Source organism: Kitasatospora sp. GP30 (assembly GCF_029892145.1).
Taxonomy (GTDB): domain Bacteria; phylum Actinomycetota; class Actinomycetes; order Streptomycetales; family Streptomycetaceae; genus Kitasatospora; species Kitasatospora acidiphila.
This window is the reverse complement of sequence record NZ_JARZAH010000039.1, coordinates 1-21,475: the sequence shown is the minus strand read 5'-3', so window position 1 is coordinate 21,475 and position 21,475 is coordinate 1. Positions and strand designations below refer to the sequence as shown.

At 71.9% G+C, this 21,475-nt stretch carries 21 protein-coding genes and 5 tRNA genes; 8 read left to right on the top strand and 18 right to left on the bottom strand.

Annotated features, from left to right (window positions below):
* The first annotated feature begins 285 nt into the window (after positions 1–285).
* On the top strand, positions 286–471 hold the full coding sequence (gene rpmB, locus P3T35_RS33395; protein ID WP_035846000.1) for a 50S ribosomal protein L28: 186 nt from the start codon (positions 286–288) through the stop codon (positions 469–471).
* Between the two features lie 148 nt (positions 472–619).
* On the opposite strand, the gene thiD is transcribed toward rpmB, so the two are convergent.
* The 3 genes from thiD to P3T35_RS33380 all read right to left on the bottom strand — a co-directional run bounded on the left by thiD (position 620) and on the right by P3T35_RS33380 (position 3,503).
* Positions 620–1,420 (bottom strand): bifunctional hydroxymethylpyrimidine kinase/phosphomethylpyrimidine kinase, encoded by an 801-nt coding sequence (gene thiD / locus P3T35_RS33390; RefSeq protein WP_101382341.1) that lies wholly within the window; start codon positions 1,418–1,420, stop codon positions 620–622.
* A 72-nt stretch (positions 1,421–1,492) separates the two neighbouring features.
* The gene (locus P3T35_RS33385) at positions 1,493–2,518 is read right to left on the bottom strand and encodes a 6-phosphofructokinase (protein ID WP_101382340.1); all 1,026 of its coding nucleotides are present in this window, start codon (positions 2,516–2,518) and stop codon (positions 1,493–1,495) included.
* Positions 2,519–2,537: 19 nt separating this feature from the next.
* A complete protein-coding gene (locus P3T35_RS33380; RefSeq protein WP_101382339.1) occupies positions 2,538–3,503 on the bottom strand; it encodes a thiamine-phosphate kinase in 966 nt (321 codons plus the stop codon).
* Between the two features lie 238 nt (positions 3,504–3,741).
* Here P3T35_RS33380 and P3T35_RS33375 point away from each other — a divergent pair, with 238 nt between their 5' ends.
* On the top strand, positions 3,742–3,975 hold the full coding sequence (locus P3T35_RS33375) for an Lrp/AsnC ligand binding domain-containing protein (RefSeq protein WP_101382338.1): 234 nt from the start codon (positions 3,742–3,744) through the stop codon (positions 3,973–3,975).
* A gap of 75 nt (positions 3,976–4,050) precedes the next feature.
* Here the strand turns inward: P3T35_RS33375 and P3T35_RS33370 are convergent, their stop codons facing one another.
* From P3T35_RS33370 to P3T35_RS33360, 3 genes are all read right to left on the bottom strand, one after another.
* Entirely contained in the window at positions 4,051–5,193 is a 1,143-nt protein-coding gene (locus P3T35_RS33370; RefSeq protein WP_101382337.1) for a D-alanine--D-alanine ligase family protein, read from the bottom strand.
* A gap of 69 nt (positions 5,194–5,262) precedes the next feature.
* Positions 5,263–6,264, bottom strand: coding sequence for an NAD(P)H-dependent glycerol-3-phosphate dehydrogenase (locus P3T35_RS33365; RefSeq protein WP_101382336.1), 1,002 nt, complete (start codon positions 6,262–6,264; stop codon positions 5,263–5,265).
* Complete coding sequence (locus tag P3T35_RS33360) at positions 6,265–7,140, bottom strand: lysophospholipid acyltransferase family protein (protein ID WP_101382335.1); 876 nt, start codon at positions 7,138–7,140, stop codon at positions 6,265–6,267.
* A 142-nt stretch (positions 7,141–7,282) separates the two neighbouring features.
* Between P3T35_RS33360 and cofC the strand changes: the two genes are divergently transcribed.
* Together cofC and P3T35_RS33350 are read left to right on the top strand one after the other, a co-directional pair.
* On the top strand, positions 7,283–7,960 hold the full coding sequence (cofC, locus tag P3T35_RS33355; protein ID WP_101382334.1) for a 2-phospho-L-lactate guanylyltransferase: 678 nt from the start codon (positions 7,283–7,285) through the stop codon (positions 7,958–7,960).
* Between the two features lie 111 nt (positions 7,961–8,071).
* Positions 8,072–8,293, top strand: a complete 222-nt coding sequence (locus P3T35_RS33350) for a hypothetical protein (protein ID WP_101385285.1) — start codon at positions 8,072–8,074, stop codon at positions 8,291–8,293.
* A gap of 154 nt (positions 8,294–8,447) precedes the next feature.
* Here the strand turns inward: P3T35_RS33350 and P3T35_RS33345 are convergent, their stop codons facing one another.
* The 4 genes from P3T35_RS33345 to leuC form a co-directional block, all read right to left on the bottom strand.
* A complete protein-coding gene (locus P3T35_RS33345; RefSeq protein WP_101382333.1) occupies positions 8,448–9,116 on the bottom strand; it encodes an HU family DNA-binding protein in 669 nt (222 codons plus the stop codon).
* A 133-nt stretch (positions 9,117–9,249) separates the two neighbouring features.
* On the bottom strand, positions 9,250–9,477 hold the full coding sequence (locus tag P3T35_RS33340; protein ID WP_101385284.1) for a hypothetical protein: 228 nt from the start codon (positions 9,475–9,477) through the stop codon (positions 9,250–9,252).
* Positions 9,478–9,775: 298 nt separating this feature from the next.
* Positions 9,776–10,372 (bottom strand): 3-isopropylmalate dehydratase small subunit, encoded by a 597-nt coding sequence (gene leuD, locus P3T35_RS33335; protein ID WP_101382332.1) that lies wholly within the window; start codon positions 10,370–10,372, stop codon positions 9,776–9,778.
* A 3-nt stretch (positions 10,373–10,375) separates the two neighbouring features.
* On the bottom strand, positions 10,376–11,797 hold the full coding sequence (gene leuC, locus P3T35_RS33330) for a 3-isopropylmalate dehydratase large subunit (RefSeq protein ID WP_101382331.1): 1,422 nt from the start codon (positions 11,795–11,797) through the stop codon (positions 10,376–10,378).
* Positions 11,798–11,948: 151 nt separating this feature from the next.
* On the opposite strand from leuC, the gene P3T35_RS33325 reads away from it, so the two are divergent.
* Entirely contained in the window at positions 11,949–12,662 is a 714-nt protein-coding gene (locus tag P3T35_RS33325; RefSeq protein WP_101382330.1) for an IclR family transcriptional regulator, read from the top strand.
* 146 nt (positions 12,663–12,808) lie between these two features.
* On the opposite strand, the gene P3T35_RS33320 is transcribed toward P3T35_RS33325, so the two are convergent.
* From P3T35_RS33320 to P3T35_RS33285, 8 genes are all read right to left on the bottom strand, one after another.
* Positions 12,809–12,883: transfer RNA gene (locus P3T35_RS33320), tRNA-Gln, on the bottom strand.
* A 57-nt stretch (positions 12,884–12,940) separates the two neighbouring features.
* Positions 12,941–13,013: transfer RNA gene (locus P3T35_RS33315), tRNA-Glu, on the bottom strand.
* A 33-nt stretch (positions 13,014–13,046) separates the two neighbouring features.
* Positions 13,047–13,119: transfer RNA gene (locus P3T35_RS33310), tRNA-Glu, on the bottom strand.
* 45 nt (positions 13,120–13,164) lie between these two features.
* Positions 13,165–13,237: transfer RNA gene (locus tag P3T35_RS33305), tRNA-Glu, on the bottom strand.
* A gap of 31 nt (positions 13,238–13,268) precedes the next feature.
* Positions 13,269–13,340: transfer RNA gene (locus P3T35_RS33300), tRNA-Gln, on the bottom strand.
* Positions 13,341–13,563: 223 nt separating this feature from the next.
* A complete protein-coding gene (gltX, locus tag P3T35_RS33295) occupies positions 13,564–15,087 on the bottom strand; it encodes a glutamate--tRNA ligase (protein WP_101382329.1) in 1,524 nt (507 codons plus the stop codon).
* Positions 15,080–15,877 (bottom strand): fumarylacetoacetate hydrolase family protein, encoded by a 798-nt coding sequence (locus P3T35_RS33290; RefSeq protein ID WP_101382328.1) that lies wholly within the window; start codon positions 15,875–15,877, stop codon positions 15,080–15,082. The genes gltX and P3T35_RS33290 overlap by 8 nt, the downstream gene beginning before the upstream one ends.
* A 124-nt stretch (positions 15,878–16,001) precedes the next feature.
* Entirely contained in the window at positions 16,002–16,223 is a 222-nt protein-coding gene (locus P3T35_RS33285; RefSeq protein WP_101382327.1) for a hypothetical protein, read from the bottom strand.
* A gap of 508 nt (positions 16,224–16,731) precedes the next feature.
* Here P3T35_RS33285 and P3T35_RS33280 point away from each other — a divergent pair.
* The 3 genes from P3T35_RS33280 (at position 16,732) to P3T35_RS33270 (ending at position 21,428) form a co-directional block, all read left to right on the top strand.
* The gene (locus P3T35_RS33280; RefSeq protein WP_101382326.1) at positions 16,732–20,478 is read left to right on the top strand and encodes a nitrate- and nitrite sensing domain-containing protein; all 3,747 of its coding nucleotides are present in this window, start codon (positions 16,732–16,734) and stop codon (positions 20,476–20,478) included.
* Between the two features lie 10 nt (positions 20,479–20,488).
* The gene (locus P3T35_RS33275) at positions 20,489–20,902 is read left to right on the top strand and encodes a roadblock/LC7 domain-containing protein (RefSeq protein WP_101382325.1); all 414 of its coding nucleotides are present in this window, start codon (positions 20,489–20,491) and stop codon (positions 20,900–20,902) included.
* Positions 20,903–21,005: 103 nt separating this feature from the next.
* Positions 21,006–21,428 carry a DUF742 domain-containing protein gene (locus tag P3T35_RS33270; RefSeq protein WP_101382324.1) on the top strand — a complete coding sequence of 141 codons (423 nt, stop codon included), beginning with the start codon at positions 21,006–21,008 and terminating at the stop codon, positions 21,426–21,428.
* Positions 21,429–21,475: the final 47 nt, after the last annotated feature.

Sequence of the window (21,475 nt, the reverse complement as noted above, 5' to 3'; positions counted from 1 at the left end):
GGGGCTCCTCGGGTGAACGGGACGGGAATCGGGGGTGGGCCTTTTGGGCAGGTTATCCAGGCCTGGGCAGGTTATCGCCGGTGGTGGCACCGGGTCCGCTGCGGGAGTGATCAAGCGACCGGCCATGGTAGTTTCGTGGAGGCGGAGCAGTCGTTGTATGCTGCTCCGGTTGCCTGGAACAAGCCGGGCTGCCCCCTTGACCCGATCAGGTCCACGCAGAGTGGTCCGGGTGGATCAGCCGGGGTTTTCGAACGTAATTGATTCTGAAGTCTTGGAGTGACTCCTGTGGCTGCCAACTGCGACGTCTGCGGCAAGGGGCCGGGCTTCGGCAACAACATCTCCCACTCGCACCGCCGTACCCGCCGTCGTTGGAACCCCAACATCCAGACGGTGCGCGCTGTGATCGGGCGTACGCCGAAGCGGCTCAACGTGTGCACCTCGTGCATCAAGGCCGGTAAGGTCTCGCGCTGACGCGCAGACCGGTACGCCGGTCCTCTTTCAGCAGGCCGGTCCATCCTCGCGGATGGGCCGGCCTGCTGCTTTTCCCCGGCCTGCCGACCCGCGTGCCGGAGCCCGGCCGGCCGGCTGGTGACGCATCCTGGCCGGTGCCGGATCCCGGCTAGTGACGGATCCGCCACCCGTGGTCGACCGGGCCGATCCCGGCGCCGAGCGCGAAGCCGCCGCGGATCGCGCCGGTGACGTACTCCTTGGCCGCCGCCACCGCCTCCGGCATCGGGCTGCCCTTGGCGAGCTCGGCGGCGATCGCGCTGGCCAGCGTGCAGCCGGTGCCATGGGTGTGCCGGTTGTCGTACCGCGGCGACCGGAACCAGTACTCCTCGCCGTCCCGGCCGGCCAGCAGGTCGGCGGCCTCCCCCGGCAGGTGCCCGCCCTTGACCAGCACCCAGCGCGGGCCGTGCGCCAGCAGGGCGTCGGCGGCCGGGCGCATCTCACCCTCCTCCAGCACCGTGATGCCGGTGAGCTGCGCCACCTCGTGCAGGTTGGGGGTGGCCAGGGTGGCGTGCGGCAGCAGCCGGTCCCGGACGGTGGCCACCGCCTCGGCGGCCAGCAGCGGATCGCCGTGCTTGGAGACGCCGACCGGGTCCACCACGACCGGGGCGGGGCAGTCGGCGAGCAGCTCGGCGACCGTCTCCACCAGTGCCACCGAGGCCAGCATCCCGGTCTTGACGGCCTGCACCCCGATGTCGTCCACCACACTGCGGTACTGCGCCCGCACCGCCTCGGCGGGCAGCTCCCAGTAGCCCTGGACGCCGAGCGAGTTCTGCGCGGTGACGGCGGTGAGCACGCTCATCCCGTGCACGCCGAGGGCCAGCATGGTCTTGAGGTCGGCCTGGATGCCGGCGCCGCCGCCCGAGTCGGAGCCGGCGATGGTGAGGACCCGTGGGGGTGCGGAAACGGCCATGCCCCTAATCTAGTCGCGCCCCCGCGACCCGCCCGGACCGGCCCGGCTCGGCCCGACGCCTTGGGACCCGGCTCAGAGCACCGACTCGCACTCCGCCCACAGCTCGGGCGGGACGGTCTTCAGCCGGGTGATCGCCTCCTCCACCGGCACCAGCTTGATCTCGGTGTTGCGCAGCGCGGTGAAGTGGCCGAACAGGCCCTGGTGGACGGCCTCCACCGCGTGCCAGCCGAACCGGGTGGCCAGTACCCGGTCCCGGGCCGTGGGGGTGCCGCCGCGCTGGGTGTGACCGAGGATCACCGGGCGGGCCTCCTTGCCGAGCAGGTCCTCCAGCTCGTCGGCCAGCCGGGTGCCGATGCCGCCGAAGGTGCGGTGCCCGAACTGGTCGACCCCGCCGTGGTCGAAGAGCATGGTGCCGGGCACCGGGACGGCGCCCTCGGCCACCGCGACGATGGCGAACTTCTTGCCGCGGGCGAACCGCTCCTCGATCATCCGGGCCACCGCCTCGATGTCGAACGGCTTCTCCGGGATCAGGATGCCGTGCGCGCCGCCGGCGATGCCGGCGGTCAACGCGATCCAGCCGGTGTGCCGGCCCATCAGCTCGACCACCAGCACCCGCTGGTGGGATTCGGCGGTGGTCTTCAGCCGGTCGATCGCCTCGGTGGCGACGTGCACCGCCGTGTCGAAGCCGAAGGTGGCGTCGGTGGCGTCGATGTCGTTGTCGATGGTCTTGGGCACCCCGACCACGGGCAGCCCGGCGTCGCTGAACTTCCGGGCGGCGGCCAGGGTGCCCTCGCCGCCGATGGCGATCAGCGCGTCGATGCCCAGGTCGGCGGCCAGCTGGTGGGCGTGCGCCACCGCCCAGTCGATCTTCTCCCGGTGCACCCGGGCGGAACCGAGGATGGTGCCGCCCAGAGTGAGCAGACCGGTGACGTCGTCGTGCCCGACCACCCGGGCCCGGCCCTCGATCAGGCCACGGAACCCGTCCTCGATGCCCAGGATCTCGTCACCGTGCACATCGAGACCCCGGTGCACCACCGATCGGATCACCGCGTTCAGCCCGGGACAGTCACCACCGCTGGTAAGGACACCGATACGCATGGTGGCCAGGTTAGCCAGCTCAGTCGGCGAAGTGGTCCCAACCGGCCGTGCGGTCCCAGGGCGCGCCGTCGACGGTGACCCGGCCCCGGCTGCCCGGGCGGGCCTTGTCGGCGACCTTGCCGACCACCCGCCAGCGGGCCGGCAGCTGCGCGCCGGCCGGGAAGGTGGCCGCGATCGCGTGGTCCTCGCCGCCGGAGAGCACCCAGACCAGCGGGTCCACCCCGACCGCCTGCCCGATGTCGGCCATCTGCGCGGGGACGTCGAAGTCGGCGGCCCGCAGGTCGATGTCCACCCCGCTGGCGGCCGCGACATGGCCCAGGTCGGCCACCAGGCCGTCGCTCACGTCCACCATCGCGGTGGCGCCCAGCTCGCTGGCCGCCGGCCCGGCGTGGTACGGCGGCTCGGGACGGCGGTGCGCCTCCACGAAGGCGCGCGGCGAGCGGAAGCCGCGGGCCAGCACGCTGAGCCCGGCGGCCGACCAGCCCAGCCAGCCGGTCACCGCGACCACGTCGCCCACCTGGGCGCCGGAGCGGGTCACCGGCGCCCGGCCCTGCAGGTCGCCCAGGGCGGTGATGGCCAGGGTGATGGTGTCGCCGCGCACCACGTCGCCGCCGACCACCGCGGCGCCGGCCACCTGGCACTCGTCGCGCAGCCCGTCCATCAACTCGGTGGCCCAGGTGGTGGGCAGGTCGGCCGGCACCACCAGGCCGAGCAGCAGCGCGGTCGGCACCGCGCCCATCGCGGCGACGTCGGCCAGGTTCTGGGCGGCGGACTTGCGGCCCACGTCGTAGGCGGTGGACCAGTCCCGGCGGAAGTGCCGGCCCTCGATCAGCACATCGGTGGTGGCGACCACCCGGCCGTCGGGCGCCTTCACCACGGCGGCGTCGTCGCCGGGGCCGAGCTCCACCGCCGGGGTCGGCGTCAGCCGGGCGGTGAGCTGACTGATCAGGCCGAACTCGCCGAGCTCGCCCACGGTCCCCTGCATCTGCCGTCCTCTCGCGCGTTTCCGGTGCGGTCACGGGAACGCGGCGCGCTCCCCGCGCGAAGCGTACGCCCACCGCGACACGGCGGGTCTCCCCTACCGGGGCCGGGGCGCGGTAGCGTGGTGATCCAGTCTTCTTCCGTAGCGCCCCCGCGCGGCCACCCGCCCTGCGCGGGGCGCGTTCGCTCGATGCGTCACCCCGGTAGTCGTGCACACCACCCCAGCCGCAGGGAGGTCCTCCGTGGTACAGGCATACATTCTGATCCAGACCGAAGTGGGCAAGGCCAGTGCAGTGGCCGAGACCATCGCCAAGATCGAGGGCGTCATCATGGCCGAGGACGTGACCGGTCCCTATGACGTGATCGTCCGCGCCGAGGCGGACAGCGTGGACGAGCTGGGCCGCATGGTGGTGGCGAAGATCCAGAAGGTCGACGGCATCACCCGGACGCTCACCTGCCCGGTGGTCCACATCTGACCCGCCCGGTCGGCTCCCGGCCGCCGCACCCGCTGTCCGGGTGCGGCGCCGAGTGCTGCCCGTGGGCGGCAGGGGTCAGCGCAGGCCGGTGGAGCGGCGCAGCGCGGCCTGCAGCAGCCGGTCGATCAGCTCGCCGTAGGGCACGCCGGTGGCCTCCCACATCTTCGGGTAGGCGGAGATCGGGGTGAAGCCGGGCAGGGTGTTGACCTCGTTGACCACCCAGCGGCCGTCCTCCAGCAGGAAGAAGTCGACCCGGGCCAGGCCCTCGCAGCTGAGCGCCTCGAAGGCGGCCACCGCCTGGCGGCGGATCTCGGCGGTCTCCTCCTCGGTCAGGTCGGCCGGGATCCGCACCTCGGAGGAATCGATGTACTTGGCTTCGAAGTCGTAGAACTCGTAGCCCTCGCCGACCAGCACCTCGGCCGGCAGGCTGGCCCGCGGCCCGTCTTCGAACTCCAGCACGCCGCACTCGATCTCACGGCCCGCCAGCATCGCCTCGACGATCACCTTGGGGTCGTGCCGGCGGGCCTCGGCGATCGCGCCGTCCAGCTCGGCCAGGTCCTTGACCTTGGTGATGCCGATGCTGGAGCCGGCCCGGCAGGGCTTGACGAACACCGGCAGGCCGAGCGCGGCGACCCGCTCCCGGGCGGCGGCGCGGCCCTCCTCGCTCTCCCAGTCACGCGGCCGGATCATGGTGTACGGGCCGACGCCGATGCCGAAGGACTCCAGCACCCGCTTGGTGTACTCCTTGTCCATGCCGACCGCGCTGGCCAGCACCCCGGAGCCGACGTACGGCACGCCGGAGAGCTCCAGCAGGCCCTGCAGGGTGCCGTCCTCGCCCCACGGGCCGTGCAGCAGCGGCAGCACCACGTCGACCTCGCCGAGCATCTTGGGCGCGGCGCCGGGCTCGGTCCAGACCACCTCGCGGGAGGCCGGGCTGGCGGGCAGCGCCAGCTGGCCCTCGGCGGACTCGGCGACCCGCTCGACGTCGGGCATCTCGCCGCCCTCGATGGCCATCCGGTCGGGCTCGTCGCTGGTCAGCGCCCAGCGGCCCTCCTGGGTGATGCCGACCGGCAGCACCTCGTAGCGGTCGCGGTCGATCGCGCGCAGCACGCTGGCGGCGGTCACCACGGACACGCCGTGCTCGGAGGAGCGGCCGCCGAAGACGATCGCGACGCGCGGCTTGGCCGCCTGGCTCGGGGAGTGCGATTCGATGCTCATATCGAAGCCGAGACTACCGTGCGGTTGTTTCGATCCGGGTCAGCGCGGTTCGGGTCAGCGCCGTTCGGGTCAGCGCCGTTCGGGCTTCGCCGAGCGCGCCATCAGGTCCTTCATCACCGCGTGCGGCGGCCGGCCGTTGTGCACCACGTCGACCACGGCCGCCACGATCGGCATCTCGACGCCGTTGCGCCGGGCCAGGTCGAGCACCGACTCGCAGGACTTGACGCCCTCGGCGGTCTGCTTGGTGGCGGCGATGGTCTGCTCCAGGGTCATGCCGCGGCCCAGGTTGACGCCGAAGGTGTGGTTGCGGGAGAGCGGCGAGGAGCAGGTGGCCACCAGGTCGCCCATCCCGGCGAGGCCGGAGAAGGTCAGCGGGTCGGCGCCGAGCGCCACCCCGAGCCGGGTGATCTCGGCGAGCCCGCGCGTCATCAGGGTGGCCTTGGTGTTGTCGCCCAGACCCATCCCGTCGGCCATCCCGACCGCCAGGCCGATCACGTTCTTGACCGCCCCGCCGAGCTCGCAGCCGATCACGTCGGTGTTGGTGTACGGGCGGAAGTACGGTGTGTGGCAAGCCTGTTGGAGCCGCTGGGCGACCTGCTCGTCGGCGCAGGCGACCACGCTGGCGGCCGGCTGGCGCCCCGCGATCTCGCGCGCCAGGTTGGGTCCGGAGACCACCGCGACCCGGTCCTCGCCGACCCCGGCGACCTCGCGGATCACCTCGGTCATCCGCTTGACGGTGCCGAGTTCGATGCCCTTCATCAGCGAGACCAGCACGGTCCGCTCGCCGAGCAGCGGCGCCCAGGCGGCCAGGTTCTGGCGCAGCGTCTGGGACGGCACGGCGAGCACCGCGAAGTCGGCGCCCGCCAGCGCGACGGCCGGGTCGGTGGTCGCGGTGATGCCCTCCGGCAGCTCGATCCCGGGCAGGTACTCGGGGTTGGTGCGGGTGGCGTTGATGGTGTCCACCAGCTCCTTGCGGCGGCCCCACAGGCTCACCTCGCAACCCGCGTCGGCCAGGATCATGGCGAACGGGGTGCCCCAGGAGCCGGTGCCGAAGACGGCGCAGCGGGTCATCTACTCGTTCTCCTCGTTCACGTTCTTCTGGTCCGCGCCCTTCTCGGCGGCGGCGTACTTCTCGGCGGCGTTATTCTCGGCGTTCTTGTCGGCGGTGGCAGCCTTCTTGGCCGCCGCGCTCTTCCTGGCCGCCTTGCGGAAGTCGTAGCGCTCGGCGGGTGCCTGCTCGCCGCGGATGTCCTCCAGCACCGCGGTGATCGCGGCCATGATCTCCTCGGTCGCCTCGCGCAGCACCTGGGTGGTCAACTCCTGCCCCTGGAACCGGCTCAGGTCGACCGGCGGACCGGCCTTGACGATCACCTTCTTGCGCGGGAACAGGCTCACCTTGGCCTTGCCGCCGCCGAGTCCGCGACCGTAGGGCGGCACGACCTCATGGGCACCCCAGTGCGCGACCGGGATCACCGGCGCCCCGCTCATCAGCGCCACCCGGGCCGCACCGCTCTTGCCGGTCATCGGCCACAGCTGCGGATCCCGAGTGATCGTTCCTTCCGGGTAGAACTGGACCACCTGGCCGCGGTCGATCGCGTCGATGGCCGCCCGGAACGCCTGGGCGGCGTCGGTGCTGTCGCGGTAGACCGGGATCTGGCCGGTCTTGCGGAGCATGAAGCCGATGAACGGCACGGTGAACAGCGAGGACTTCGCCAGAATGCGCGGCGGGCGGCCGCTGTTGTACTGGAAGTGGGCGTAGACCACCGGGTCGAAGGCCGAGTTGTGGTTCACCACGGTGATGAATCCGCCTCGCTCGGGGAAGTTCTCCCACCCCCGCCAGTCGGGCTTCACCAACGCGGTCAGCACCGGCTTCACCAGCACCGCGGCGAAGCGGTACCAGACTCCGTAGTCCGCGTTGCCGAATCGGGCGTACGAGCGGCGGGCCACCCCAGGTCCTCCTCGTGTGGTGCGGCAACGTGAGGTGCCGCGGTTTCATCGGGCTCGTTGGTCACTTCCGCCGGTCATCCTCGCACGGGGGTGCACTGGCGACCGCCGACGGGCCGACAGCAGAATGGCGACGATGCCGCCGATGACTCCTCCGCAGCCCGAACTGCCCGTGCCGCAGCCCACCGTACGCCCCGCCGCGCGGTGGAGCCTGGTCCTGCCGGTCAAGACGCTGGCCCGGGCGAAGAGCCGGCTCGCGCCGTTCGCCGGGGCGCACCGGCCGCGGCTGGCGCTGGCCTTCGCCCTGGACACGGTGACGGCCGCGCTCGCCTGTCCGGCCGTCGCCCAGGTGCTGGTGGTCTCCAAGGACCGCGAGGCGGGGGCGGCGCTGGCCGCGCTCGGCGCGCTGGTACTGGCCGACGAACCGGGCGACGGGCTCAACGAGGCGCTGTCGCACGGCGCGGACCAGGCGCGACGGCTGCGCCCCGACGCGCCCCTGGCCGCGCTCTCGGCCGACCTGCCGGCGCTGCGGGCGGAAGAGCTGACCCGGGTGCTGGGCGCGGTCCCGCCCGGGGAGCGCGCGTTCCTGGCGGACGCCCCGGGTGAGGGCACCACCCTGCTGGCCTGCACCGAGGGCCGGCGCCTGGACCCGGCCTTCGGCGGCGCCTCCCGGCTGCGCCATGCGGCCGGCGGCGCCCACGAGCTGATCCTGCCGGGTGTGCCGTCGGTGCGCCGGGACGTGGACACCGCCGCCGACCTGGCCGAGGCGCTCGCCCTCGGGGTCGGCCCGCACACCCGGGCGGCCGCCGCCGCACTGGTCTAGGGCCGCTCTTACGGATCATGCCGGGCGCGCGACGCCGGAGCACGTACCTCGCTGCGCGCTGATCCGACCTGCCCCATAAGAGAGGCCCTAGGCGGCCCTATGCTGGGCGGCATGCAGGCCACCGCGTTCACCTTCGACCCCGCCACCCACGAGGGCTCCGTGCTGCTCGACGACGGCACCCCGGTGCCGTTCGACGCCGCCGCGTTCGAGGCGGGCGGCCTGCGGCTGCTGCGCCCCGGTCAGCGGGTGCGGATCCGCACCGAGGGCAGCGGGGAGCAGCGCCGCGTGGTGTTCGTCACGCTGCAGACCTTCCCTGACCCGCAGCAGGGCTGACGATCCATCAGCTGTCGCTCCGTCAGAAACGCCTTCGGAAACACCAAGAAACCGCCGCGGCGGCCCGTCCCTTGATCGGGAGCGGGCCGCCGCGGCGGTTTGCTGGGTCCTGCGTGACCTGCCACCGGGTGCCTCAACGGCACCCGACCGCGCGTTACTTCGCGGCGGTCTTGCGCGCGGTGGTCTTGCGCGTGGTGGTCTTCTTCGCCGGGGCGGTCTTCTTGGCCGTGGTCTTGGCCGCGGTCGCCTTGACGGTGGTGGTCTTCTTGGCCGCGGTCTTGGCCGTGGTCGCCTTCTTGGCAGCCGTGGCGGTGGTCTTCTTCGCCGCAGTGGTCTTGGCGGTGGTGGCCTTCTTCGCCGCGGTGGTCTTCTTGACCGCGGTCGCCTTCTTGGCAGCGGCCTTCTTCGCCGGAGCGGCCTCGGCGGCAGCCGCGGCGCGCTTGGTGGCGGCACGCTTGGCGGCGGCGGTGGCGGCGACGCCGGCCTTGCCCGGGGTCAGCGAGCCCTTGGGGGCCTTCTTGACCGAGGGGCCTTCCTTCGGGAGCTTCTTGCTGCCGCTGACCAGGTCCTTGAAGCCCTGGCCGGGGCGGAAGCGCGGCACCGCGGTCTTCTTGACCTTGACGCGCTCACCGGTCTGCGGGTTGCGGGCGAAGCGCGCGGAGCGCTCCACCTTCTCGAAGGTGCCGAACCCGGTGACCGAGACCCGGTCACCGGCCACAACGGCACGCACCATGGTGTCGAGCACTGCGTCGACGGCCTCTGCGGCAGCCTTGCGACCACCCAGCTGCTCGGCCACCGCTTCGACAAGCTGAGCCTTGTTCACGTCTTCCCCTTCAGAAACGGGCGCCGGATGATTCCATCCGTTCAATTCGCACGTTAGGCATGTATTTGCGGACTTTCAATTACCAAACGCGCGAATCACCCTAGTGTCGCAATGGATTTGCGCGTCTGTGACCTCAGCCGCGGGGCGGGTGCCCCTCGTCCAGGTCATGCACAAAGCGACTCAACCGCCGTGCCGCCTCCGGGAGATCGCGCTTGGCGGTCTCGGTGACGATCAGCAGTTGCCGGGCGAGAGCGGTCTTTGCTTCAGCGGACACGTGGAGCGCGTGCACGCGGGCGTGAGCCTGCTTCAACCGCTCTGCCACTAGCGCGTAGAGCGCTGCGACTTCCGGGTCATCCGGCACCTCGTCGACGGCGTCGACGGAGGTCTCGATGTCCAGCCGATCGTCAATTCGACTCTCGGGATCCCGGGCCACGAACTCCGATGACGCGGGATCGCCGCCCGCGTACGGAGGTTCATGGTGCCGGTGCATGCTCTGATTGTGCCATCAACTCGGAGTTGTGACGCGCGGGCCCCGGTGTTCCGGCAAATCGACGCACTATCCGGGCCGCACTCTGACCCGGTGTGAGGAGTGAACTCCCCCCCGCTACGAGCGATGGCCCGCTCCCCGGGAAGGGAACGGGCCATCGGATTGCGTGAGGTCAGGCAACCGGCTGGGTGCGGGGCTTGAAGCCCGGCCGGGACGCCTCGAACGCCGCGATGTCATCAGCGTTCTGCAGCGTGATGCTGATGTCGTCCAGGCCGTTGAGCAGCCGCCAACGCACGTTCTCGTCCAGCTCGAACGGCGCCGTCACGCCCTCGGCGCGCACCTCGCGCGCCTCCAAGTCGACGGTGATCTCGGCATTCGGGTCGGCCTCGGTCAGCTCCCAGAGCCGCTCCACCGTCGCCTGCGGCAGCACCACGGTCAGCAGCCCGTTCTTCAGCGAGTTGCCGCGGAAGATATCGGCGAAGCGGGACGAGATCACCGCCTGGAAGCCGTAGTTCTGCAGCGCCCAGACCGCGTGTTCACGCGACGATCCGGTGCCGAACTCAGGCCCGGCCACCAGCACCGTGGCCCCCCGCCGCTCGGGCCGGTTCAGGATGAACGACTCGTCCCTGCGCCAGGCTTCGAACAGGCCGTCCTCAAAACCCGTGCGGGTGACCTTCTTGAGCCAATGGGCGGGGATGATCTGGTCGGTGTCCACGTTGCTGCGGCGCAGCGGAACGGCCCGACCGGTGTGGACGGTGAACTTCTCCATGGCTCAGACCTCCGCGGGGACGTTGGCGGTGAGATCGGCGGGCGCGGCCAGTCGGCCCAGTACCGCGGTGGCGGCGGCGACCTGCGGGGAGACCAGGTGGGTGCGGCCGCCCTTGCCCTGCCGGCCCTCGAAGTTGCGGTTCGAGGTGGAGGCGCAGCGCTCGCCGGGGGCGAGCTGGTCGGGATTCATGCCCAGGCACATCGAGCAACCCGCGTGCCGCCATTCGGCGCCGGCCGCGGTGAACACCTTGTCCAGCCCCTCCTCGACGGCCTGCAGCGCGACCCGCACCGAGCCCGGGACCACCAGCATCCGTACGCCGTCGGCGACCTGGCGGCCCTCGATGACCGCCGCGGCGGCGCGCAGGTCCTCGATCCGCCCGTTGGTGCAGGAGCCGACGAAGACCGCGTCGACCGCGACCTCGCGCAGCGGGGTGCCGGCCGCCAGGCCCATGTAGGCCAGGGCGTTCTCGGCGGCGGTCCGCTCCTGCGGGTCGGCGAAGCCGGCCGGGTCCGGCACGGCGGAGCCCAGCGGAGCGCCCTGGCCCGGGTTGGTGCCCCAGGTGACGAACGGCGTCAGCTCGCTGGCGTCGATGACGACCTCGGCGTCGAAGACCGCGTCCTCGTCGGTGGCCAGGGTCTGCCAGTACGCGACGGCCGCGTCCCAGTCGGCGCCCTGCGGGGCGTGCGGGCGGCCCTGGAGGTAGTCGAAGGTGGTCTGGTCCGGGGCGATCATGCCGGCCCGGGCGCCCGCCTCGATGGACATGTTGCAGACGGTCATCCGGGCCTCCATCGACAGGCTCCGGATGGCCGAACCGCGGTACTCCAGGACGTAGCCCTGGCCGCCGCCGGTGCCGATCCTGGCGATGATCGCCAGGATCAGGTCCTTGGCGGTGACGCCCTCGGGCAGCTCGCCCTCGACCGTGATCGCCATGGTCCTGAACGGGGCCAGCGGCAGCGTCTGGGTGGCCAGCACGTGCTCGACCTGGCTGGTGCCGATGCCGAAGGCCAGGGCACCGAAGGCGCCGTGGGTGGAGGTGTGGGAATCGCCACAGACCACGGTGGTGCCGGGCTGGGTCAGTCCCAGCTGCGGTCCCACCACGTGGACAACGCCCTGCTCGACGTCGCCCAGCGAGTGGATCCGGACGCCGAACTCGGCGGCGTTGCGGCGCAGGGTCTCCAACTGCACCTTGGAGACCGGGTCGGCGATCGGCTTGTCGATGTCCAGGGTCGGGGTGTTGTGGTCCTCGGTGGCGATCGTGAGGTCGGTGCGGCGGACCGGGCGGCCGGCCAGGCGGAGGCCGTCGAAGGCCTGCGGGCTGGTCACCTCGTGCAGCAGGTGGAGGTCGATGTAGAGCAGGTCGGGCTCGCCCTCGGCGCGCCGGACGACATGGTCGTCCCAGACCTTCTCTGCCAGTGTCCGTCCCATCGCGTTCCCTCCAGCCGGCCGCTCTGCCGGCCTGATCGTGGTCGTGGGGGTGCCCGTTCTCCGGGGGTTTGTCCCGGACTGCTTCCCAGAGTGACGCGTTTCGCGAGACTTTGAACTTGCGTCTCGCCTACTGAGACTGCAGTATCGTTGCATGGACAACACTAGCGGCGTCGGCGTTCTCGACAAGGCCGCTCTGGTGCTCAGCGCACTGGAGTCGGGCCCCGCCACGTTGGCGGGGCTGGTCGCCGCCACCGGTCTGGCGCGGCCCACGGCCCACCGACTCGCCGTCGCACTCGAACACCACCGCCTGGTCACCAGGGACATGCAGGGCCGGTTCATCCTCGGCCCCCGACTCGCCGAGCTCTCCGCCGCCGCGGGCGAGGACCGGCTGCTCGCCACCGCGGGCCCGGTGCTGACCCACCTGCGCGACGTCACCGGCGAGAGCGCGCAGCTCTACCGCCGCCAGGGCGAGATGCGGATCTGCGTCGCGGCCGCCGAGCGGCTCTCCGGCCTGCGCGACACCGTCCCGGTGGGCTCCACGCTGCCGATGAAGGCCGGGTCGGCCGCCCAGGTGCTGCTGGCCTGGGAGGAGCCCGAGCGGCTGCACCGCGGCCTGCAGGGCGCCCGGTTCACCGCCACCGCGCTGAGCGGTGTGCGGCGGCGCGGCTGGGCGCAGTCGATCGGCGAGCGGGAGCCCGGCGTGGCCTCCGTCTCCGCGCCGGTTCGCGGGCCCTCCAACCGGGTGGTGGCGGCCGTCTCGGTCTCCGGGCCGATCGAGCGGCTGAGCCGCCACCCGGGCCGGCTGCACGCCCAGGCCATCGTGGAGGCCGCCAACCGCCTCAGCGAGGCGCTGCGGCGCGGCTGACCCGCGACGAACGGCGACGGGGCCGCACACCGGATCACGGTGTGCGGCCCCTCGCTTTCCCGCGGCCTTCCGGTTCCCGCCGCATCCCGGTTCCCGCGGAATCCCGGAAAACAAAAAAGCCCCCGCATCGGGGGCTTTCCATTCACTGGCTGGGATACCAGGACTCGAACCTAGACTAACTGAACCAGAATCAGTCGTGCTGCCAATTACACCATATCCCACAGCAATCGGCCGATGGCCCACACCAAGGCATAGGGCACCACCGGCCGATCTGCTCGTACCCCCGACCGGATTCGAACCGGCGCTACTGCCGTGAGAGGGCAGCGTGCTAGGCCGCTACACAACGGGGGCTTCCCTGCGATGCGGGACGGATCCCGCACTGCGTACCCCCGACCGGATTCGAACCGGCGCTACTGCCGTGAGAGGGCAGCGTGCTAGGCCGCTACACAACGGGGGCTCCTGCTATGCAATTTACTGTGTCAGACACACAACTCGCATTGCGTACCCCCGACCGGATTCGAACCGGCGCTACTGCCGTGAGAGGGCAGCGTGCTAGGCCGCTACACAACGGGGGCTTGCTGTTTCCGCATCACTGCGGGTACTGCGCTGGGGTACCAGGACTCGAACCTAGACTAAATGAACCAGAATCACTCGTGCTGCCAATTACACCATACCCCATCAGAACTCAACCCCCTTCGGGGTCTTGCTCAGATGTTCGCACCGTGGTCCGGAGGAGTGTTCCGGGCGAGGTCTCTGGTCCCTCTCCGTTGCCCTCCCGGGCGGCGCAGAAAGAACATTACCCGACGCGTGGCCCGGCTCCAAAATCGATAACCGCAGGCAGGCCGGGCGGCGGCCGCGGACCTGGTCACGGCGGGGTGCCGGGACCAGGTCCGCGGGCGGCTCAGGCCGCCGGCAGGGCGTCCAAGGCCTTGCCGAGGCGGCGCAGCGTCTCGGCGCGGCCGAGCAGCTCCATCGACTCGAACAGCGGCGGCGAGATCCGGCGGCCGGTGACGGCCACCCGCAGCGGCGTGAAGGCGAACTTGGGCTTGATGCCCAGGCCGTCCACCAGCGCCTCGCGCAGCACGGCCTGGATCGGCTCCGGGGTGAAGTCCGCCAGCGCCTCCAGGGCCTTGATGCTGGCCTCCAGCACCGGCCGGGCGTCCGCGGTGAGCGCCTTGGCGGCGTCGGCCTCGTCGACCGCGAAGGCGGCCGGGTCGACGAAGAGGAAGCCGAGCATGTCGACCACCTCGGAGAGCACCACCATGCGCTCCTGGGTGAGCGGCGCGGCCTTGCGCAGCAGCTCCAGCTGCGCGGCGGTCGGCTCGGCCGGCAGCAGGTCGGCGGCCTGCAGGTACGGGACCAGCCGCTGCGCGAAGTCCTCCGGCTGCAGCAGCCGCAGGTGGTCGGCGTTGATCGACTCGGCCTTCTTCAGGTCGAAGCGGGCCGGGTTGGCGTTCACCTTGCTGATGTCGAAGGCCGCCACCAGCTCCTCCATGGAGAACCGGTCCCGGTCCTCGGCCAGCGACCAGCCCAGCAGCGCAAGGTAGTTGAGCAGGCCCTCGGGCAGGAAGCCGCGCTCCCGGTAGAGGTTGAGGCTGGCCTGCGGGTCGCGCTTGGAGAGCTTCTTGTTGCCCTCGCCCATCACATACGGCAGGTGGCCGAAGCGCGGGGTGGTGCCGCTGCCCACGCCGATGTCGGCGAGCGCGGCGTAGAGCGCGATCTGACGCGGCGTCGAGGAGAGCAGGTCCTCGCCGCGCAGCACGTGGGTGATGCCCATCAGCGCGTCGTCCACCGGGTTGACCAGGGTGTAGAGCGGTGCGCCGTTGGCCCGGACGATGCCGTAGTCCGGCACGTCCTTGGCGTCGAAGGTGACGGTGCCGCGGACCAGGTCCTCGAAGGTGAGCGGCTGGTCGGGCATCCGGAACCGCAGGATCGGCTGGCGGCCCTCGGCCCGGTAGATCGCCTTCTGCTCGTCGGTGAGGGTGCGGCACAGGCCGTCGTAGCCGGACGGCAGGCCGGCGGCGCGGGCCGCCTCCCGGCGGGACTCCAGCTCCTCGGTGGTGCAGAAGCACTCGTAGGCGTGGCCGGCCTCGTGCAGGCGGCGGGCGACGTCGGCGTAGACGTCCATCCGCTGGGACTGCCGGTAGGGCTCGTGCGGGCCGCCGACCTCGGGGCCCTCGTCCCAGTCGAAGCCGAGCCAGCGCATCGCGTCCAGCAGCTGCTGGTACGACTCCTCGGAGTCGCGAGCCGCGTCGGTGTCCTCGATCCGGAACACCAGCGTGCCGCCGTTGTGCCGGGCGAACGCCCAGTTGAACAGCGCCGTGCGGACCAGGCCGACATGCGGGTTGCCGGTCGGGGAGGGACAGAAACGGACCCGGACGGTCGGGTCAGCCGCGACGGAGCCGCTAGTGGATGCGTTAGCCACGCTTGATCACCCTGTTGGTGAGAGTGCCGATGCCTTCGATGGAGACGGCGACTTCGTCGCCGACGTTGAGCGATCCGACACCCGCGGGGGTGCCGGTGAGGATGACGTCGCCCGGGAGCAGCGTCATGGCCTCGGAGATGTGCGCGATCAGCTCGGGGATGCCGTGCAGCATGAGCGAGGTGCGCCCGGTCTGCCGCAGCTCCCCGTTGACCGTGCAGGTGACGGCCAGGTCGGCGGGGTCGAGTTGGGTCTCGATCCACGGCCCGAGCGGGCAGGAGGTGTCGAAGCCCTTGGCCCGGGCCCACTGGCCCTCGCGCTGCTGGATGTCGCGCGCGGTGACGTCGTTGGCGCAGGTGTAGCCGAAGACCACCTCGGGCACCCGCTCCACCGGCACCTCGCGGCACATCCGGCCGATCACCACGGCCAGTTCGGCCTCGTGCTGGACGTCGGAGGAGAACGGCGGGTAGGCGATCGACTCGGTCGGGCCGATCACCGCGGTGTTCGGCTTGAAGAAGGTCAGCGGGACCTCCGGGACCTGGTTGCCGAGCTCGGCCGCGTGCGCCGCGTAGTTGCGGCCGACCGCCACGATCTTGCTGGGCAGCATCGGACTGAGCAGCCGCACCTGGTCCAGCTGGTAGACCTCGCCGGTCGGTTGGGCGTCACCGAACGGGTGCCCCGCGATCGCGTGCACCCGCAGCGACTCGGGTTGGGTGGAGTCGCCCTCGACGATGCCGAAGGAGACGCTGCCCGCGGCCGCTCCTTCACGGACTGAGAACCTCGCGATACGCACGCTGGGCGACCTTTCCGGTATTGGGGTCGATTCCGCTCCAGGCTATCCCCCGCAGAACGGCCGAGGGCGCCGCCACCAGCGGTGACGGCGCCCTCGGATCCGTGGCGATGACGAGCGGGCCGGGTCAGGCCTGCTGCTGCTCCGGAATGGTCATGAGCTTGGTGCGGCGCGGGTTGGCCGTGCTCTTCGGCAGCTCGGTCGAGTACTCGACGGGCTCGCCGACGACCCGGGCGCCCGGCAGCTGGCTGAAGTCCTCCAGCGAGGCCAGGATCGTCCGGCGGGGGTTCGCCGTCGAACGGGAGCCGAGAGTCGACGGGTTGGCCGACTTGGCCGGCGTCTGGGACATCGCTTCACACCTTCGGATCGGGGACGGACAGCCGGCGCAGGCGTCCGCCGGGACTCAACAGCCAGGGTAGGGACCTCTTTCCATAGCGGCCGTGACCAAAGCTACACATTCGCCTGTGAGTTTGCTCACAATTGCACCGGCGAGGCCCGCATATTGGATATTTCACCCAAGAAGTAAATTCCGACAATCCCGGCAGAACGGAAATAGCGGATGCCCGGCGGGCCGACCCGTTCGAGCTCGTCGAACGGCCGACTGTCCGAAAAGGGCCGTATTAACGGGCCTGGTCACACCGTCTGTGAGGCCCCGCGCGCGGTCGGTAGCACGGTGCGGCGCCTCACCCCGCCCCTTGTTGGAGTTCCCCCGCTGTGCTGGAATGCCACGAACCGCCTCAGGTCTACCCACGGCGGCCGCGGCGCATACCCGGATCGGCCGGGTTCGCCGACGACATCGAGAACTCGACACCGCCCCGGCCTCGCCCAGGGCGCCCGGTCCAGAGGTTGCGACGCCAGTGCAGGGACGTTTCAAAAGGGGTAGCGGCGCCGCGGGCCAGGCCGAGTCGCCGGATCCCCTCGCTGCCCCCCACCTGTCGGAGGCGGACACCGCCACGGGCGACCGGCCGAACGGCGGTGCGCCCGAACAGCCGGAGCCGGAGACCGACCGCGATCCGGACGAAACCGGCCGGCCCTCCCAGCCCCGGCTGCGCAGTTCGCTCAACCGCCGCCGCGCCACCGGCGCCGGCCGACTGCGGATGCGCAACTGGCGGATCCGCAGCCGCCTGATCGCCCTGCTGCTGCTCCCGGTGGTGGTCGCGCTGGTCCTCGGCGGCCTGCGCATCAGCAGCTCGACGCAGAGCTCCCAGCAGCTGGCCCAGATGGCCAACCTGAGCGACCTGGCGGTCAAGGCCACCCAGCTGGCCGACGCGCTGGAGACCGAGCGCGACATCAGCGCCGGCCCGCTCACGATCAACCCGAACGCGCAGGACGACGACGTCAACGCGGCGCGGAAGACCACCGACGACCTGACCAAGGCCTACTACGACCGCGCCGACTCCTTCGACAACCACGACCTGTCGGGCGGCAACTCCCTGCTGCTGCAGGTCCGCACCGACATGGGCCTGCTGTCGGACTTCCGCACCAACGCCTACACCCAGGTCAACAACATCGAGGCCACGGTCGCGTCGTACGACACGGTCATCAAGGACCTGCTCTCGATCAGCCAGGACATCGCCCTCGGCTCCAACTCCCCCGACCTGGTCACGGCCACCCGGGCCCTCGAGCAGTTCTCGCTGGAGAAGGAGGCCACCTCCGAGCAGCGCGCGCTGATCGCCGCCGCGCTGGCCCGCCAGCCCAGCCCCGACATGTCCAACTCGGACCAGAGCTTCGGCGTCCGTCTGCAGACCGCCGACCGGAACGCCGCCGCCAACTTCAACTCGATCTACGGTGCCGGCGCCGCGGCGAAGCTGCGCCAGCGGCTCACCCTCAACACCGAGATCACCGCGGCCGACCGCTACCGCGACCAGGTGCTGCAGACCAACGGCATCAAGCAGGCCGACCCGCGCTCCTACAAGGACTGGTACGACCAGGCCACCACCAAGATCGTCGCTGAGCGCGCGATCGAGAACCAGCTGCTCGAGGAGCTCAAGGGCAAGGCCCAGTCGCTGCAGCAGCAGGCCGACCAGGACGTGGTCATCAACAGTGCGCTGATCGTGCTGGTGCTGCTGTTCGCCGTGGGCGGCGCGGCGCTGATGGCCCGCTCGATGGTGCGCTCGCTCACCAAGCTGCAGAACGCGGCCGAGGACGTCGCCGAGCGCCGACTGCCGGAACTGGTCAAGACGCTCTCCGAGACCGACCCGCAGGACGTCGACGTCACCGTCGACCCGGTCGGCATCGACTCGGCCGACGAGATCGGCCACGTCGCGCACGCCTTCGACATGGTGCACAGCGAGGCGGTCCGACTGGCCGCCGAGCAGGCGCTGCTGCGCGGCAACATCAACTCGATGTTCACCAACCTCTCGCGCCGCAGCCAGGGCCTGATCCAGCGTCAGCTCTCGCTGATCTCCGAACTGGAGAGCCGCGAGGCCGACCCGGACCAGCTGGCCAGCCTCTTCAAGCTGGACCACCTGGCCACCCGCATGCGCCGCAACGGCGAGAACCTGCTGGTCCTCGCGGGCGAGGACCCGGGCCGCCGCTGGACCCGGCCGGTCCCGCTGGTCGACGTGCTGCGCGCCGCCGCCTCCGAGGTGGAGCAGTACGAGCGCATCGAGTTGGCCGCCGTGCCGTCCGCCGAGGTGGCCGGCCGCGTCGTCAACGACCTCGTCCACCTGCTCGCCGAGCTGCTGGAGAACGCCACCTCGTTCTCCAGCCCGCAGACCCGGGTGCGGGTCACCGGCCACGCCCTGCCGGACGGCCGGGTGCTGGTCGAGATCCACGACACCGGCATCGGCCTGAGCCCGGACGACCTGGCCGAGATCAACGAGCGGCTGGCCAACCCGCCCACGGTGGACGTCTCGGTCTCCCGCCGGATGGGCCTGTTCGTGGTCGGCCGCCTGTCGCTGCGCCACGGCATCCGGATCCAGCTGCGCCCCAGCGACTCCGGTGGCACCACGGCGCTGGTCATGCTGCCGATCGACGTCACCAACTCCGGTGAGCGGCGCGGCGACCGCCCGAACAACGCCCCCAAGGGCCAGCGCGGGGCCGGCCCGACGCCGCGCCAGCAGCGCACCCTGCAGGCCGGCGCCGAGGGTGCCGGCCTGCCCTCGCGCCCCGCACCGGCGCTCGGCCAGGGCGGCGGGCCGGCCGCGGCCGGCGGTCGGCCGCAGCTCGCCCAGGGCCCGGCGGCCACCCAGGCCCCGGGTGCGCAGGCTCCGGGTGCGCAGCCCGGCCGGCCGGGTCAGCCCGGCGGGCCGTCGGCCCCGACCGGCGGGCTGCCGACCGCAGGGCTGCCGACCCGGGAGGTCGGCCAGTCGCTGCGCGAGGGCGCGTTCTCCCAGCAGCCGGGCGGCTCCGGCCTGCCGCAGCGCGGTACCGGTCTGGGGACGCCCCGGGGCGGCGCCACCGAGCAGCCGCAGCACGGCCGGGCGGACGGCCTGCCGCAGGACCGGCGGCCGCGCACCGACGTCGGCCCGCAGGGTCGCCCCGGCGGTCTGCCGCAGCGCCCGGCCGGCCCCGGCTCCGGCCGCCCGCAAGGCCAGCCGCAGCCCCAGCACCCCCAGTTGCCGCAGCAGCCGCAGCCGCAGCACCCCCAGTTGCCGCAGCAGCCGCAGCCGCAGCAGCCCCGGTTGCCCCAGCAGCAGCCGCAGTTGCCCCAGCAGCCGCAGCCGGTCGCCGAGGTGCCCGGTCCTCCGACCGTGCCGCAGCCGGTGCTCGGCGCCCCCGAGCCCGCGCCGCTCGACCGGCCGCGGTTCGAGGCCAGCCAGATCGACCCGCGTGACCCGCTGGGCCTGGGCCTGGTCGAGCCGGTGCTGCCGAGCGTCGACGCCCCGCAGCCGCACCGCGGCCCCGAGGCCCGCGCCCTGCAGCCGCAGCAACCGGCCCCCGGGCACCAGCAGTTCGCCCCGCAGCAGGCCCAGCCGGCGCTCCCGCCGCGCTCCCCCGAGCACGGCCAGCCGCTCGGCGAGGACCCGGTCTTCCGCAACGGCGGCGCCAACCGGATGGCCTCGGTGCAGGTGAACCGGCCCGACGCCGACCAGTCGCAGCAGGGCCGCCAGCGCGGGTACCAGCCGCAGCGGCCGGGCACCAGCGCGCCGGGCCACCCCCAGCCGGGCACCGGTGGGCCGGAGCAGCAGCCCTACGGCGGCCGTCCGGCCCAGGAGCGGCAGCCGCAGCACGAGGCGGGCGAGGCGCCCTGGCGTTCGTCCGCCAACGACGAGCGCTGGCGGCGGGCCGAGCAGCTGCGCACGCCCAGCTCGGACGGCGTCACGCTCTCCGGGCTGCCCCGCCGGACCCCGCAGGCCAACCTGGTGGCCGGCACCGCCGAGACCTCCCCGCTCACCGGACCGCAGGTGTCCCGGGCGCCGGAGGAGGTGCGCGGGCGGCTGACCAACCTGCGCCGCGGCATCCAGCAGGGTCGCCGGGCCGGCTCCGAATCGGGTCAGCCGACCGGGCAGTTCCCGGCGGCGGACGGCCGGTCCGACGGCTTCGGCGGACCCGCCGGTGACGTTTCAGCAAATGGCGGCTACCGTTCTCCCGCACCGGAGGGCAACGACTTCGGGCAGCCGGGCGGCAACGGCTTCGGCAACCACAACCAGGAGCGTTGAGTTGAGTCAGATGAGTCAGGCAGCCAGCAACCTGAACTGGCTGATCACCAATTTCGTGGCGAACACCCCCGGGGTGTCGCACACGGTGGTGGTCTCTGCTGACGGGCTCCTGCTCTGCATGTCCGAGGGATTCCCCCGGGACCGCGCCGACCAGTTGGCCGCGGTCGCCTCCGGCCTCACCTCCCTGACGTCCGGCGCCAGCCGGATCTTCGAGGGCGGCGAGGTCAACCAGACCGTGGTCGAGATGGAGCGCGGCTTCCTCTTCCTGATGGCTGTCAGCGACGGGTCCTCACTCGCCGTACTGGCCGCCCCCGACTCCGACATCGGCCTTGTCGGTTACGAGATGGCCCTGCTCGTCGACCGAGCCGGTGCCGTCCTCACTCCCGCCCTGCGCGCGGAACTCCAGGGCAGCCTCCTGCACTGACCGGGAGTCACTTCACCGTCCGTCGGACCCGACTGCGCACCCCGGGTCCGACGCCACACCCCACAGCTGACTCAGCATCAGCCGCAGCGCAAGGAGGATCCAGATGACCCCGCCCCCGACACCGGCCGGTTCATACGGCAACGGGTACGGCTCCGGTTACGGTGACCAGGGCAACGGCGGTTACGAGCAGCAGCCGCTGGTCCGGCCGTACGCCATGACCGGCGGCCGGACCCGCCCGCGCTACCAGCTCGCTCTGGAGGCGCTGGTCTCCACCACCAGCACCGCCCGTACCGGCGGCCTGCTGCCCGAGCACCAGCGGATCGTCCAGCTGTGCCAGGAGGTCAAGTCGGTCGCGGAGATCTCCGCGCTGGCCGGGGTTCCGCTGGGGGTGGCCCGGATCCTCGTCGCCGACCTGGCCGAAGCCGGCCTGGTCGCCATCCACCAGCCCGCCGCCGCCGGCGAGTCGGGCGGAACGCCGGACGTCACGCTGCTCGAAAGGGTCCTCAGTGGACTTCGCAAGCTCTAGCCCCGCCACCCGGGCCACCACCTCGGCGAAGATCGTCGTCGCGGGCG

What these genes read in the sequence shown, in the direction of transcription:
- P3T35_RS33325 (WP_101382330.1), top strand. Translation starts at nt 11,949, where the DNA reads ATGGACAACACTAGCGGCGTCGGCGTTCTCGACAAGGCCGCTCTGGTG.
- cofC (WP_101382334.1), top strand. Translation starts at nt 7,283, where the DNA reads ATGACTCCTCCGCAGCCCGAACTGCCCGTGCCGCAGCCCACCGTACGC.
- P3T35_RS33285 (WP_101382327.1), bottom strand. Translation starts at nt 16,223, where the DNA reads ATGTCCCAGACGCCGGCCAAGTCGGCCAACCCGTCGACTCTCGGCTCC.
- P3T35_RS33385 (WP_101382340.1), bottom strand. Translation starts at nt 2,518, where the DNA reads ATGCGTATCGGTGTCCTTACCAGCGGTGGTGACTGTCCCGGGCTGAAC.
- P3T35_RS33380 (WP_101382339.1), bottom strand. Translation starts at nt 3,503, where the DNA reads ATGCAGGGGACCGTGGGCGAGCTCGGCGAGTTCGGCCTGATCAGTCAG.
- P3T35_RS33270 (WP_101382324.1), top strand. Translation starts at nt 21,006, where the DNA reads ATGACCCCGCCCCCGACACCGGCCGGTTCATACGGCAACGGGTACGGC.
- thiD (WP_101382341.1), bottom strand. Translation starts at nt 1,420, where the DNA reads ATGGCCGTTTCCGCACCCCCACGGGTCCTCACCATCGCCGGCTCCGAC.
- P3T35_RS33370 (WP_101382337.1), bottom strand. Translation starts at nt 5,193, where the DNA reads ATGAGCATCGAATCGCACTCCCCGAGCCAGGCGGCCAAGCCGCGCGTC.
- P3T35_RS33365 (WP_101382336.1), bottom strand. Translation starts at nt 6,264, where the DNA reads ATGACCCGCTGCGCCGTCTTCGGCACCGGCTCCTGGGGCACCCCGTTC.
- P3T35_RS33275 (WP_101382325.1), top strand. Translation starts at nt 20,489, where the DNA reads ATGAGTCAGGCAGCCAGCAACCTGAACTGGCTGATCACCAATTTCGTG.
- leuD (WP_101382332.1), bottom strand. Translation starts at nt 10,372, where the DNA reads ATGGAGAAGTTCACCGTCCACACCGGTCGGGCCGTTCCGCTGCGCCGC.
- P3T35_RS33350 (WP_101385285.1), top strand. Translation starts at nt 8,072, where the DNA reads ATGCAGGCCACCGCGTTCACCTTCGACCCCGCCACCCACGAGGGCTCC.
- leuC (WP_101382331.1), bottom strand. Translation starts at nt 11,797, where the DNA reads ATGGGACGGACACTGGCAGAGAAGGTCTGGGACGACCATGTCGTCCGG.